Raw genomic sequence first — 13,492 nt, 5'->3', positions numbered from 1 at the left:
TTCGTTTTTCATAGAAAAATACCTTTGATTTTTTATTCAAGATAACACCAATATTAAGATACTTAGTCTATTTGTAAGTCTTTAAAAACAAATTAATTACAATTAATATGAATGCTATAAATGTTGACCTTCACTGCGATTTATTATGCTATTTGCTAGAGCCGGGTTCATTAATTAACGACAAAGAACTTGGATGCTCACTTCCTTATTTAAAAGAAGGAAATGTAAAGCTTCAGGTGATGGCTATATACTCCGCGACAGGGCAAAATAGTACTGCTTACGGAGCAAAACAGAGCGAAATATTTTCAGATCTCCTGCAAAATGAAAGTTTTTTCTTATTCGATGGTAACAATTATAAAAATCCTGAAAATATAGGCAAAGTAGGAGTTATCGCTTCTATTGAAAATGCATCCGGCTTCTGTGGCGAAGATGACACTTTGGAAACGGGTTTTAAAAATCTGGAAGCGATGATTGAAAAAACACAACGAATTCTTTACCTTGGAATAACCCATCATACTGAAAACCGCTTTGGAGGAGGAAACAATTCCGATGTAGGATTGAAAGATGACGGTAAAGTTCTGCTTGACTATTTCTCAGAAAAAAACATTGCTATTGATCTTGCCCACACCAGTGATCAGCTTGCCTATGGAATTCTTAATTATATTGATCAGAGAAACTACAAAATTCCTGTTATCGCAAGCCATTCCAACTACAGACAGGTACATGATAAAAAGAGAAATCTTCCCGATGAACTGGCGAAAGAAGTGATTAAAAGAAAAGGGCTGATCGGACTCAATTTTATCCGCAATTGTGTCGATGATACAAATCCGGAAATGTTATATGAACATATTCAGTACGGCCTTGATTTGGGTGGAGAAGATGCAGTTGCGTATGGTGCCGATTTTTTCTTCTGTAAAAACCATCCTGATAAATCCCGTCATCCATTTTTCTTTAAAGGATATGATGATGCATCTGCATTTAATGCTATCAATAAAGAAATTGAGAAGCGTTTTTCACATGAACTGATGGAAAAAATCAGCCATAAAAATGCATTGAGTTTTATAAAGAAGATGTATAAATAAAATCATCATCCGATTACATCACAGCATAATTAACAGGTCGCTCCGGAGGAGCTTTATTTTACGGGACTTCATCATTTTCTACTAACAGAAGATCCCGACAGGATCATAAGCAGCCCCAATAGGAGCTAACTGTTAAAATATTTGGTTTTAAATCAGAGCTCCGGAGGAGCGACCTGTTAATACCTAAATCTATAAAAGATTATATTAAAAAATGTTTTTTGATGTTTTATTTTACATGAAATAAAATATTGTAAATTATTGAAAAATATATTTTTATATATTCTTATTTAATGCTTTCTTTTATACTTTACTTTCTGCTTGATAATCTCAATTACGTCCACATTCTGAACTTTAGATTTAATCCATCCGTGGATGTCAATATAGAATAACGAACGTCTATAATATTCATTATTGGAATATTCTTCCAGCTTTTTATCAAAGCTTTCAAAAGCTTTTTGTCTCTGATCCGGGATTTGATTATTCAGGTTCTTAAAAAACTGAATGCTTTCAAAATGGAATTCTTCCGGCTTTTTCATTTTCTTCGCAAATTTCAAAGTAGAAGCAATAAATTCATCATAATCTTCATCATTGCCAGACTCATATTTTGCCATTAAGATCAGAATTCTTGTATGGAACAAGAGGTCTTCCTGTACATTTCCTTTGGATTCTATAACCCTCATAGAATATTCAATGGACTTTTCAAACATTTTACTTCCGAAGAACATGGCGGCCATTTTAAGGTAAAGAATCATAAAATGGTGCTCATCAATCCTTTCTCTGAGCTTTTCCATTTTTAATTCCACTTCAGGGATAAGCTTGGTTCCTGTAAAAAATTCACCTTTTACAAAGTGAATATTCATCAGCGTATTGTACTGAGTAAGAAAAATAAGAGACTGAAGGTTCTCATTCTGAACAAAATTCTCCGAATGAACCATTGTATTGAAGTTCTGGAAATGTTCCTCCAGAATATCAATATTTCCGTATAAAAACAAAATTTTCAGCAAATACGTATTCCCTTTGATATACCAGACAGGATGGCTATAGATCATTTCAGGTTTCTTGTGAAAAAGATCGACCCATTGATAAGCATATTTCAAGGTATATTTATAGTCCTGTAAAAGCTGGTTTTTCCAGACATGGGCTTTGTAATACCATAATTTCTCTGTGAAATTCAATTTCTCAGGATTAATGTTTTTAATCTCGGAGTTAAAAACGTCCATGACTTCCTGCCGGTCTGCATCGTTTTTTACATAACCATGGGTCAGCATTTCGCTATATAATTTCAACGAAAGATTGGATAATTTTGTTGTATAACGGTTTTGTTTACTGATCTCCTGAGATTGTTTGATAAGCTCTTCTGCACGGCCTTCGATACTTCGTGTAATGAATTGTGATTCAATTACTTTTTCAAGGTCGATAATCTCCGAAGCGATACTTTTTTCATCCAGTTCCAGTGCCGTTTGTTTGGTTTTATCCAATATTTTTAAAGCCTGCTTGTAAAGCCCTTTCTGATACAGAATGTTGGCGAAATCCAACTGTTCACGAAGCTGGATTCTGTAGTTCTGATGACTCGGGTTCATTCGAAGGCTTACAAGAATCTGTTTATAAAGATGGGCTTTAAGATTAGAAAGCTGTTGTTTTGTAGATATCTTTTTCTCAATAATAATACTTTCATCATATTCTTTCATCTTATCCATCTCAGAAAATAACAATAGGAATTTGGCATCTACGTTAATTCCGAGGCGGTTTACGTAGAGCTTAAACTGTCTTTTTTCAGAGGTCGTCAATGACTTTACCAATACAAACAAAAAATCTTTCTGCAATTCTGCCATTGTAAATTTTGGGGAATTAAATTATTGATTAACAAATAAATATAATTGTTTTCTAAGCTGTTGAATATTGTAATTTTCAGAAAAAGTGAAAAAGAAAAAATATCGCAAGCTGTAGTTTTGATCCAAAATTAAGTAAAAAACTTCACTTATGAATTCCGAAAAAATCGAAATATTTGATACGACACTGAGAGATGGGGAGCAGGTTCCGGGATGTAAACTGAATACGGAACAGAAGCTGATTATTGCTGAAAGGCTTGACGAATTAGGAATTGATATCATTGAAGCAGGATTCCCGATTTCCAGCCCGGGAGATTTTGAATCAGTTTCAGAAATTTCAAAACTGGTGAAAAATGCAAAGGTATGCGGACTCACAAGAGCGAACAAAAAAGATATTGATGTAGCAGCAGAAGCGCTGAAGTTGGCAAAGAAACCAAGAATCCATACAGGAATCGGGACTTCGGATTCTCATATTAAATACAAATTCAACTCAACAAGAGAAGATATTATTGAGAGAGCAGCAGAAGCAGTAAAATATGCGAAAACATATGTTGAAGACGTTGAATTTTATGCTGAAGATGCAGGAAGAACGGATAATGAATATCTGGCGAGAGTGTGTGAAGCGGTGATCAAAGCAGGAGCAACTGTCCTGAATATTCCTGATACCACAGGATATTGCCTGCCGGAAGAGTATGGTCAGAAAATAAAATATCTTAAAGAAAATGTAAAGGGAATTGAAAAAGCAGTGCTTTCATGTCATTGCCATAACGATCTGGGACTGGCTACTGCCAATTCTATTGCCGGAGCAATTAATGGAGCCCGCCAGATTGAATGTACGATCAACGGATTGGGTGAAAGGGCAGGAAATACAGCACTGGAAGAAGTCGTCATGATTTTAAAACAGCATAAAAATCTGAATCTGCATACTGATGTGAATTCCAGAATGCTGAATGAAATGAGTGCTATGGTTTCTGATCTGATGGGAATGTCTGTACAACCAAACAAAGCCATCGTAGGAGCTAATGCCTTTGCTCACAGCTCAGGAATTCATCAGGATGGGGTGATTAAAAACAGGGAAACATATGAAATTATAGATCCTGCAGAAGTAGGTGTGAATGCCTCTTCAATCATTCTTACAGCAAGAAGCGGACGTTCAGCATTGGCTTACCGTTTCAAGCATATCGGTTATGAGGTTACCAAAAATGAACTTGATTATCTGTATCAGGAATTTTTGAAAATCGCTGACCTTAAAAAAGAAATAGACAACGATGATCTGAGTGTTATGATGGATTCTTTCGCCAGAAAAATAGGATAGGTTTGATTTAAATCAAGATAAAGTAAACAATGAACAACAGTAAAAAGACACTTTTTGATAAAGTATGGGACGCCCATGTGGTAGAAACCATTCCTGACGGACCTCAGATCATTTATATCGACAAACATCTTATTCATGAGGTAACCAGCCCTCAGGCTTTTGCAGAACTTGAATCCAGAAATCTGGAAATCTTCAGACCGGAACAGATTGTAGCTACCGCGGATCACAATGTACCTACCTTGCATCAGGATCAGCCTATTAAAGATGATCTTTCAAGAAATCAGGTAGAACAGCTTACAGAAAACTGTAAAAAAAATAATATTGAACTTTTCGGATTGGGACATCAATATCAGGGAATTGTTCATATCATCGCTCCGGAATTAGGGATTACCCAGCCGGGAATGAGCATTGTGTGTGGTGACAGCCATACCTCTACCCATGGTGCATTTGGCTCAATTGCCTTTGGGATTGGAACCAGCCAGGTAGCTCAGGTATTTGCCAGCCAGTGTTTATTACTGAACAAGCCGAAATCAATGAGAATTACCGTCAATGGTAAATTAAACGAAAATGTTCAGCCTAAAGATGTGATTCTTTATATCATTTCAAAAATAGGAACAGACGGCGGAACAGGATATTTCTGCGAATATGCAGGTAATGTCTTCGAAGAAATGTCAATGGAAGGAAGAATGACGGTCTGCAACATGAGTATTGAAATGGGTGCGAGGGGCGGAATGATTGCTCCGGATGAAACTACTTTTGAATACGTAAAGGGAAGAAAATTCGCCCCGGAAGGAGAAGACTGGAATGAAAAAGTAGCCTATTGGAGAACCTTGAAAACAGATGAAGGCGCTGTTTTTGATCAGGAACTCAGCTTTGATGCTTCGGATATTTATCCTATGATTACCTACGGTACTAATCCAGGAATGGGGATTTCAATCCGCGAAGTGATTCCGGCACCGCAAAATGAATCTGAAGAGAAAGCTTTACAATATATGGGACTGGAAGCCGGACAGGCAGTTAACAGTATCAAGGTTAATTATGTGTTCATAGGAAGCTGTACCAATGCAAGAATAGAAGATTTCCGTTCTGCAGCCCAGTATATTAAAGGGAAAAGCAAATCTGAGGCTGTAAAAGCGCTGATTGTTCCCGGATCTCAACAGGTGGTTAAACAGATTTATGAGGAAGGTTTGGATAAAATATTCAGTGATGCAGGATTTCAGATTCGTCAGCCGGGATGTTCGGCATGTCTGGCGATGAATGATGATAAAATCCCGGAAGGAGAATATTGTGTTTCCACTTCCAACAGAAACTTTGAAGGCAGACAGGGACAAGGTTCAAGGACAATTCTTGCCAGCCCGCTTACCGCAGCAAAAGCAGCCATAGAAGGTAAAATATCAGCTTTTGAAAGTTTAAACTAAACAGATTAAAAGTAAATGCAAAAATTAGTTGTTTTAAAATCCCGCGCAGTTCCACTGCCGGCAGAAAATATAGATACAGACCAGATTATTCCGGCAAGATTCCTGAAAAGTATAGACAGAAAAGGCTTCGGAGAAAATCTGTTCAGAGACTGGAGATTCAATATTCATACAGGAGAACCTAATCCGGACTTTGTTTTAAACAATCCCAAATTCGGTGGTGAGATTCTTGTTGCAGGAAATAATTTCGGCTGTGGAAGCAGTCGTGAGCATGCAGCCTGGTCTTTAACGGATTATGGATTCAAGGTCATTGTTTCAAGTTATTTCGCAGATATCTTTAAAGGAAATGCTTTGAATAACGGACTTCTTCCTGTAAAAGTTTCCGAAGAATTTTTAAAAGAAATTTTGGAGGGTATCAATGAAAACCCTGATAATGAAATCGCTATTGATGTGGAATTACAGTCCATCAGCTTTAAAGACACCACAGAAACCTTTGAGCTTGATTCCTATAAAAAAATATGCCTGCTGAACGGCTATGACGATATTGATTTTTTAATCAGCAGAAAGCAGACGATCACAGAATTTGAATTAAAAACACAAAAAGCAAATGAGCGACAATTATTTTAAAATTGCGGTTCTTCCCGGAGATGGGATTGGCCCGGAAATCATCGGTGAAAGCATTAAAATATTAGATGCTATTGCTGAAGCTTTTCAATGTAAATTCCATTTTGAATATGGATTAATCGGTGCAGAGGCTATTTTTAAAACTGGAAATCCTTTGCCCGAAGAAACGCTGAAAATCTGCAAAGAGTCTGATGCTGTACTGTTCGGAGCTATTGGTGATCCGGTTTTTGATAATAATCCGGAAGCGAAAGTAAGACCTGAACAGGGATTATTGAAACTTCGCAAGGAGTTAGGGTTGTTTGCCAATATCCGTCCTTTAAAAACCTACGCCTCTCTGATTGATAAAAGCCCATTGAAAAGAGAAATTATTGAAGGCGCTGACATTCAGATTTTCAGAGAACTGGTAAGCGGAATCTATTTCGGTGAAAAATTTACAGATCCGGAAGGTGCTTACGCTTATGATATCTGCAAATACAGCCGTGAAGATATTATTCCGATTGCGCATATGGCATTTCAGGAAGCGCAGAAAAGAAAGAAAAAGCTTACGCTTATTGATAAAGCCAACGTTTTGGATACGTCAAGATTGTGGAGAAAGACGTGTCAGGAAATTGCACCGGAATATCCGGATGTAGAGCTTGATTATATGTTTGTAGATAACGCAGCCATGCAGCTGATCCTTAATCCTAAGCATTTTGATGTCATTGTAACGGAAAATATGTTTGGTGATATAATTTCCGATGAAGCAAGTGTGATCGGAGGTTCTATAGGATTATTACCATCTGCTTCAGTAGGAGAGAAGAATGCTTTGTTTGAGCCTATTCACGGATCTTATCCGCAGGCGAAAGGAAAAGGAATTGCCAATCCTGTTGCTTCTATTTTAAGTGTGGCGATGATGCTGGATCATCTTGGTTTAAAGACCGCAGCCGAAAAATTAAGACAGTCGGTAGAGCATGCTATTGAAAATAAGTATGTCACAATTGATCTTAATAGCAAACAGTATTACTCCACAAGTGAAGTGGGAAGCTTTATTGCCGATCATATCAGATATTCCGAAAAGTCTTATTACAATTTTGAAAATATTAAGATCGGAAAATCGACCATTGTATAGAAACAAAAGTTCAGTTAGATAGTTAGAAAGAAAAGTTCCATCTCATATGAGACGGAACTTTTCGTTTTTCATTATTAAATAAAGCCTTAAAAGCTCTTTTATTTTTTTGTGTTATCCGTTTTTCCTGATTTGTTTTTGGAAGACTTCTGAACATCTTCTTTATCAATATCAGGCGGATTGGCCTTTTTTGATGCGGCAGGAATATTCTGGAAATCCTGATTTTGCTTTTGGGTTTCTGCGGTATTGGCAGATTCTTTCCTGGTGGTTTTTCCTTTTGTATCCATGAGTTTGAATTTTAAATGTAAACAATATGGATAGTATCATTCAAAGGGTTTGCCAAACAGAAATATTTTAACCTAAAGACCCAGAATACCAATTTTTCCGGTCTTGTCTTCTATTTCATAATTCAAAGCCTTAGCCAATACAAAAATATTATTCAGGTTTTCCATGAGTTGTTTGCGGCCTTCACTTCTCAGTTGATTCTGATCAATTGATTTCTCTGCGGTTTCCTTAGCTTTAGCGGTAACATTTTTAATATCCTTCTCCGAAATCCTGTTAAAAAAAGAATCATCCAAAGACTGAATTTCAACGCTAGGTGTAATTCTGATTTCAGCATCAGGAAGCTCGGTAATCATCAGCTTTTTGTTGATGGAATCTACTTCAATCTTCATTTTGTTGAGATCATAAGAAACCTGTGCATTAGTCTTTGTGTAGGTAATAATACTGTTGCTGGAAACTTCTTTTCCAAAAACCTCATAACCCATTTTGGTTTTCTGCATGCTGGATGTATTCTGTTCCATGACCACCATCTTATTCATCTTGGAAATCTGATTGGTCAGGATATAATAATCTGACTTTTCAGTTTTATTTCCAAGGTTCAGGCAGGATTTCAGGCCAAAAAAGAGCAGTACCATTGCGCCGGCACCTGCAGCAAAAGATAATATTGTTCTATAATTTCTCAAAATCTATTTAAAAATTTCTTTGATAACAGACGAATCGTTCTTTTTCAGAATTTGAACCAAATCCCTTTCAATATATCCTGTCGTAGGCATTTCGATAATTCTGCCCACTTCTTTTCCATATCTTTTCAGGATAATGGTAGGAACTTTCTGAAGATTGTAAAGACTTTCATCCCCGGTAGGAGATTCTTTCTTACGGTTAACAGCAATAATATTCAATTTACTTTCCGGATAACTTACGGCTTCCAATATTTTCATCAGTCTTGGAAAATCTCTGTGGCTGTCTTCACACCAGGTTCCCATGAAAACGATAATATCATAGGTTCCGATTTTCTCTTTTTTTAATTCACTGACTGCCTTTTGATCAAGAACATACTCATCATGTTCTTTCACATACCAATCTGCATAAGGAGCTTTTAAAAACTGCTCTTTCAACTGGTTTCCCAAAAGCATTTTGCCATCATTCTGGGTTTCAACTTCACGGTTTACCACTACTTTTTGTGCAGTAAGCTGCTGTGAAGCCAAAAACAAGGTTGAAAAGGCAACAATATTGGTAATAATTTTTTTCATATTTTATTTTTCGATAATTGATTTTAAATCAGCAGGAGAGTAGTATTTGTTTTTTAATACTTTATGATCTGCCTTTCTGTAAACATTAAATTTTTCTCCGGACTTTTCATAAAAAGATTCTACTTCCTTCGCTTTGTAAAATTCTACAGTTTCCTCTGCCTGTTCTTCATTATCACATGCTTTCGACATATTGGAGCGTTGAACTTCGTTGAATAGCTCTACAAATTTGTTGCCAAGTCCGAATTCCAGTACCGCACCACTCAAAACATACTGAAGATCACACAATGCATCAGCAATTTCTACAATATTATTGTCAGCAATTGCCTGCTTCAGTTCGTTTAATTCTTCCTGTAAAAGTTCTACTCTCAGATTGCATCTTTCCGGAGAAGGAATTTGTGGGGTATCTAAAATAGGGGCTTTGAAAGTAGTATGGAATTCTGCTACTTGGTTCAGACTATCAATTTTATCCATGAATTTTTTTATTTCCCACAAAGATAGAAAAGGATTTGCAAAATGTGAAATGTACAGCAGGAAATGTAAAAATAAAGTGTCTGGGAAAATGTTTTTGAATATACAATCCTATCTTTAAACCAAAAACTGCAAAAATCTGTATTATCAATGGGGAAATTTAATCCATAAAAATTAAAAACCACAACTTGAAAATTGTGGTTTTATTTTGAAGTGATTCAATTATACTCAATTATTTAGATTCTTCATATTTCCAGACTCCGGAGATGGTAAGTATCATCAAACCCGGCTGCTTTTCTCCATAGCTGAATAGACAGATGAAACTGGAATGACAGGAAGAACAGTCGGTTCCAAAATATAAAGTTGGCAGATCATTAACTGTCAATTCTCCGAAATGAAACATTCTTTGAGAGGTTCCGTTGACCATTCCGTGGTTTAGCAATTCATTTTTAGATACCACTTTATCTTCATGATACAGCTGCAGAACAGGAAACCCTGATTCATAAGGTGCTATTGCAATTCTATTTTTGTTTCCGCAATGAGAGCAGGTGAAAGTGGTGATTGCTGATGGGAGAGCTTCGTCATTGATAAAGACGTTTTTTTCAACAGAAGCTTTTCCAATAATGTTTATTTTTTCTGATAATGAATACATCTGAGCTGATTTATGGCTGAATAACTGTGCCTGCTAAGTTAGGATATTTTCCGCTTGGGCTTCTCTTAATGGTAATTTTAATATAACCTTCTTCTGCCAGCTTATTCCATGTTTTCTGGTAACCTGTATTGATATCAATAGGAATTTTCCACATCGTTTGTTTACCTTTTCCTGCCTGGCTGAACCACGGAATAATGTCTGCTGTCTGGGTTTTAAACTGCATGGAGTTGTTCAGTACATCAATTTCATAATAAAAATCGTATTTGTCTTCAGGCTGGTTTAGAGCTCTTTGTGTAAAAGTATAAACATATCCGTTGATGATAGGGCTTGTAAAGCTTCCTCCTAATGTAGGAACCCCGGTTCCGTTATAACTGCCGACAGCGCCGCTGTATCTGTCGAACTTCTGCCCAACCTGTAAAGGAACATCATCAACAATATTATAACCTCCGTTGGCAGGCGGCCATCCGCCATTTAAATTATTAGCCTTAAAAAGAGATTCCAGTTCACTCCATTTTCCCCTTTTGTATAAGTCATAAGCTTGATTTCTTATAGCCTGGCTTACCGAATTATTGGAGTCATAGGTTACTGCCAGTTCATCTGCATTTTTGTAGAATACGGTGGTCACATCCGGATTGACGTCTATTACTTCATCATCGTCAGAGCTACAGGCAACCGAGAACGAAGTAATGGCTAGAAAAAAAATGTACTTAAATAAATGTTTCATATTAAAAATTTTAAATATTTTAAAATTACAGAGGTATTTGAAGGGTACCTTTTTGAAACATCGCTTTCCTGATAAAGATCTTAAGTAAATACTGACGTAAGTATTGCTGATGTTTTCCGGTCTATAGCAGAAATTTTAAGGACCGGAATCTGGATTAATAATGTGATTTCTGACCGTAAATAACCAATTCATGCCAAAATCAACTCAAAAGAAGCAATGGCATCAGATGTCAAAAACGATCTGGAGCTCCCTTAAATACAATCTGGGTAAACGGTACAATGAAATATTGTTATGCGATAAATTTAAATTAAAAAACTCAAATTCTGGTAGTTTTATCTAAAATAAATTATTATTCTGAAATTTATTGTAATGATAAATAGATTTAAGATCATATTTTGCATTTCAATAAACGAAAAAGCTGCCCGAATGAGCAGCTTATTGTTTCAAATCTATTTTTTCTATTTTTTAATGAATTGTTTTGTGAATTCTGGAATTTGGATGACATAAGTTCCATTGGTTAGTTTATTGACATTGACCGTTCCGCTTTCGAGGTTTCCTCCACTTACAAGCCTGCCGGACATATCGTAGATTTTATATCCTTCATTACTGGTGTTTGTAAGGGTAAGAATATTTTTTACAGGATTGGGATACAGTTTGATTTCGGTAGAGGATGGAGCAGCATCTTCATTAGAATTTTTTACAGAAATATTGGCATTATTGATATCAAAGAAAATATGATGGCTTCCTTTGATCATTATTCTTCCGGAGTTGGTTAAAGTATCAGGAATTGTAATATTCTCCGAACCATCATTAGGAGTTCCGGTCATAAGTATTGTCCATGTGCTGCCGTTATCTGTTGACCAGAGGATATCTACATTGGCGGTATTCACACCATTTGCTGTAGTGCCTGCTACATCCCATGTAACCGTTTGTGAGCTTCCTTTTACATAAGAAACAGCAGTGTTTTGTGAGGTTATCATAAATGGTCCGGCTGCCGGATCAACAGTGAGTTTTGTATCATCAGAATTGTTGCCTCCGCCTCCGGCTTTATTATCGCGAACAGTAAGTCTGAAATTTAAAGCTCTGGCTACAGAAGGAAGTGCTTCAACATCTATTTCTGTTCCTGCGGTTTTGAGAGAACCTGCCAGAATGGAGGACATTGTCGGAAAATATCTTACCGGAGAAGCTGAAGGTGCCCATGATCTGAATATAGGTCCCCGAGTTTTTGATTCCTGTGCTGCAGAATTAGCTCCTGTTTCATAAGAAGTTCCTTTATCCATCTGTTCCCAGATATAGGTAAGCTGGTCTCCGTCAGCATCAGTTCCTGATCCGGTAAGCATAAAAGGAGTGCTTTTAGGAATAATATAATCAGGACCCGCATTGGCTGTAGGAATTGAGTTACCGGTACTGGTATTCACAGAACAGGTTTTTGCTTTGATATTATTGGTGATCTGTTCAATGCTTATGGCATGAAAAAACGGATCAGAGTTATTCTGAACATCATAACTGGTAACACCCGCATAGCCCATAATGGTAGATCCTGAACCTGGTTCCACAGATTTTAAATCCGGTTCAACGCGATAAGAAGATGTATGATTTCCGCCGAACTGATGTCCCATTTCATGAGCTACAAAATCGATATCAAAAGTGTCTCCCGAAGGATTACCGTTGGCTGGAGAAGTGTATCCGCTTCCCTTATAGCTGCTTGGGTAGGTTATACCCTGACTTTGGTAAGTAGACATGTCATTGTCACAAATACATCCGATACATCCTGCATTGCCGCCACCACCGTCTCTGCCAAAAAGGTGTCCTATGTCAAAATTATTATTTCCGATGGAAGAGCTCAGATTGTTCATCAGCTCCAGATTCCAGTTTTTCATTTGTGAAGAGGAAGAATAAGGATCTGTAGCGGCATCGGTATAGATAAGATCATCATTATTGGCAATCAAGACCATTCTCGCTGCAAAATCATTTTCAAAAATACCATTCACGCGGGTCATGGTATTATTCATGGCTGCTAAAGCCTGAGCTTTTGCTCCTCCAAAATAAGAAGTATATTCTCCTGTGCAGGAAAGTGCAAGTCTGAACGTTCTTAATGTAGCATCATCCGCATTTTTATGGGTTACGACATTTAAATTACCTTTTTGAGCAGCATCAGAAACTGTACATTCGAGTTTGTTCAAATGGTCTTTTCTGTCAGACTTTTTATAAACAATATAAGTGGAAAGGTCTTTGGTATAAGGCTGAATAAAAACGGCAGATTGATCTCTGTAGATTTCCATAGAAGATAATCCTAAAGGAGAGATGCTGAAATAAACTTTTGAAGCAGGATCTTCGACACCTTCACCGATGTAAGATTTGATATCCGGATATTTAGAAGCGAGTTCCGGTTCAAAATTAGAATTTTCCGTTACCCTGAAATTTTCCATTCTCCCTGTTGAATTGGGAAAAGAGATAATGACTTCGGATTGCCCTGCTAATCTTTTTGGAGCCTTTGCTAATACATTTTTTAATCCGCTTATATTCAGATGAAAAAGCTGCGGATCTTCAAAAACTGACATATTTTCAAGAACGGGAGAGGATATTTTAATGGAGCTTGAAGTCCATAAACGATCGGTCTGTGCAAAAGAAATACCCGACAATGCGAGCATTCCCGTCATCAATAATTGTTTTTTCACTTACATGTATTTTTAGCAAAAATAGTAAAAAAACTTACTGAAAATGTATTCTTTATATGAATTTTTTA

General features: G+C 36.7%; 13 protein-coding genes. 5 read left to right on the top strand and 8 right to left on the bottom strand.

Annotated elements, in window-relative coordinates:
- The first annotated feature begins 107 nt into the window (after positions 1 to 107).
- Positions 108 to 1,082, top strand: coding sequence for a dipeptidase (locus AB1278_RS12695; RefSeq protein WP_429814744.1), 975 nt, complete (start codon positions 108 to 110; stop codon positions 1,080 to 1,082).
- A 287-nt stretch (positions 1,083 to 1,369) separates the two neighbouring features.
- On the opposite strand, the gene AB1278_RS12690 is transcribed toward AB1278_RS12695, so the two are convergent.
- Positions 1,370 to 2,914 carry a hypothetical protein gene (locus AB1278_RS12690; RefSeq protein ID WP_288444622.1) on the bottom strand — a complete coding sequence of 515 codons (1,545 nt, stop codon included), beginning with the start codon at positions 2,912 to 2,914 and terminating at the stop codon, positions 1,370 to 1,372.
- A 148-nt stretch (positions 2,915 to 3,062) separates the two neighbouring features.
- Here AB1278_RS12690 and AB1278_RS12685 point away from each other — a divergent pair, with 148 nt between their 5' ends.
- Genes AB1278_RS12685 through leuB form a run of 4 tightly spaced genes read left to right on the top strand, consistent with a single transcriptional unit; the run spans position 3,063 to position 7,373 of the window.
- Positions 3,063 to 4,226 carry a 2-isopropylmalate synthase gene (locus AB1278_RS12685; protein ID WP_082798676.1) on the top strand — a complete coding sequence of 388 codons (1,164 nt, stop codon included), beginning with the start codon at positions 3,063 to 3,065 and terminating at the stop codon, positions 4,224 to 4,226.
- 29 nt (positions 4,227 to 4,255) lie between these two features.
- On the top strand, positions 4,256 to 5,644 hold the full coding sequence (gene leuC / locus AB1278_RS12680; RefSeq protein WP_216444644.1) for a 3-isopropylmalate dehydratase large subunit: 1,389 nt from the start codon (positions 4,256 to 4,258) through the stop codon (positions 5,642 to 5,644).
- Positions 5,645 to 5,659: 15 nt separating this feature from the next.
- Positions 5,660 to 6,268, top strand: a complete 609-nt coding sequence (gene leuD / locus AB1278_RS12675) for a 3-isopropylmalate dehydratase small subunit (protein WP_062669734.1) — start codon at positions 5,660 to 5,662, stop codon at positions 6,266 to 6,268.
- Positions 6,249 to 7,373 carry a 3-isopropylmalate dehydrogenase gene (gene leuB, locus AB1278_RS12670; protein WP_429814741.1) on the top strand — a complete coding sequence of 375 codons (1,125 nt, stop codon included), beginning with the start codon at positions 6,249 to 6,251 and terminating at the stop codon, positions 7,371 to 7,373. The genes leuD and leuB overlap by 20 nt, the downstream gene beginning before the upstream one ends.
- Positions 7,374 to 7,471: 98 nt before the next feature.
- Here leuB and AB1278_RS12665 read toward each other — a convergent pair whose 3' ends face one another.
- The 7 genes from AB1278_RS12665 to AB1278_RS12635 all read right to left on the bottom strand — a co-directional run bounded on the left by AB1278_RS12665 (position 7,472) and on the right by AB1278_RS12635 (position 13,424).
- Positions 7,472 to 7,657 (bottom strand): hypothetical protein, encoded by a 186-nt coding sequence (locus AB1278_RS12665; RefSeq protein ID WP_429814738.1) that lies wholly within the window; start codon positions 7,655 to 7,657, stop codon positions 7,472 to 7,474.
- A gap of 72 nt (positions 7,658 to 7,729) precedes the next feature.
- The gene (locus tag AB1278_RS12660; RefSeq protein WP_429814735.1) at positions 7,730 to 8,335 is read right to left on the bottom strand and encodes a DUF4230 domain-containing protein; all 606 of its coding nucleotides are present in this window, start codon (positions 8,333 to 8,335) and stop codon (positions 7,730 to 7,732) included.
- 3 nt (positions 8,336 to 8,338) lie between these two features.
- A complete protein-coding gene (locus tag AB1278_RS12655; RefSeq protein WP_202840171.1) occupies positions 8,339 to 8,902 on the bottom strand; it encodes a TlpA family protein disulfide reductase in 564 nt (187 codons plus the stop codon).
- Positions 8,903 to 8,905: 3 nt separating this feature from the next.
- Positions 8,906 to 9,373 (bottom strand): nucleoside triphosphate pyrophosphohydrolase family protein, encoded by a 468-nt coding sequence (locus AB1278_RS12650; RefSeq protein ID WP_110008830.1) that lies wholly within the window; start codon positions 9,371 to 9,373, stop codon positions 8,906 to 8,908.
- 229 nt (positions 9,374 to 9,602) lie between these two features.
- Entirely contained in the window at positions 9,603 to 10,022 is a 420-nt protein-coding gene (locus tag AB1278_RS12645) for a hypothetical protein (RefSeq protein ID WP_429814732.1), read from the bottom strand.
- A gap of 10 nt (positions 10,023 to 10,032) precedes the next feature.
- Positions 10,033 to 10,746: a glycohydrolase toxin TNT-related protein gene (locus tag AB1278_RS12640; RefSeq protein WP_202840180.1), complete on the bottom strand. Its 714-nt coding sequence runs from the start codon at positions 10,744 to 10,746 to the stop codon at positions 10,033 to 10,035.
- 458 nt (positions 10,747 to 11,204) lie between these two features.
- Positions 11,205 to 13,424: a reprolysin-like metallopeptidase gene (locus tag AB1278_RS12635; RefSeq protein ID WP_429814729.1), complete on the bottom strand. Its 2,220-nt coding sequence runs from the start codon at positions 13,422 to 13,424 to the stop codon at positions 11,205 to 11,207.
- Between the last annotated feature and the right edge of the window lie 68 nt (positions 13,425 to 13,492).

The organism is Chryseobacterium sp. NRRL B-14798 (assembly GCF_050470705.1).
GTDB classification, from domain to species: Bacteria; Bacteroidota; Bacteroidia; order Flavobacteriales; family Weeksellaceae; genus Chryseobacterium; species Chryseobacterium cupriresistens.
Note: the sequence above shows the minus strand (reverse complement) of the source record. Positions and strands in the feature narration are given on the sequence as shown.

What these genes read in the sequence shown, in the direction of transcription:
- AB1278_RS12650 (WP_110008830.1), bottom strand. Translation starts at nt 9,373, where the DNA reads ATGGATAAAATTGATAGTCTGAACCAAGTAGCAGAATTCCATACTACT.
- AB1278_RS12645 (WP_429814732.1), bottom strand. Translation starts at nt 10,022, where the DNA reads ATGTATTCATTATCAGAAAAAATAAACATTATTGGAAAAGCTTCTGTT.
- AB1278_RS12690 (WP_288444622.1), bottom strand. Translation starts at nt 2,914, where the DNA reads ATGGCAGAATTGCAGAAAGATTTTTTGTTTGTATTGGTAAAGTCATTG.
- leuD (WP_062669734.1), top strand. Translation starts at nt 5,660, where the DNA reads ATGCAAAAATTAGTTGTTTTAAAATCCCGCGCAGTTCCACTGCCGGCA.
- leuB (WP_429814741.1), top strand. Translation starts at nt 6,249, where the DNA reads ATGAGCGACAATTATTTTAAAATTGCGGTTCTTCCCGGAGATGGGATT.
- AB1278_RS12685 (WP_082798676.1), top strand. Translation starts at nt 3,063, where the DNA reads ATGAATTCCGAAAAAATCGAAATATTTGATACGACACTGAGAGATGGG.
- leuC (WP_216444644.1), top strand. Translation starts at nt 4,256, where the DNA reads ATGAACAACAGTAAAAAGACACTTTTTGATAAAGTATGGGACGCCCAT.
- AB1278_RS12665 (WP_429814738.1), bottom strand. Translation starts at nt 7,657, where the DNA reads ATGGATACAAAAGGAAAAACCACCAGGAAAGAATCTGCCAATACCGCA.
- AB1278_RS12695 (WP_429814744.1), top strand. Translation starts at nt 108, where the DNA reads ATGAATGCTATAAATGTTGACCTTCACTGCGATTTATTATGCTATTTG.
- AB1278_RS12640 (WP_202840180.1), bottom strand. Translation starts at nt 10,746, where the DNA reads ATGAAACATTTATTTAAGTACATTTTTTTTCTAGCCATTACTTCGTTC.
- AB1278_RS12655 (WP_202840171.1), bottom strand. Translation starts at nt 8,902, where the DNA reads ATGAAAAAAATTATTACCAATATTGTTGCCTTTTCAACCTTGTTTTTG.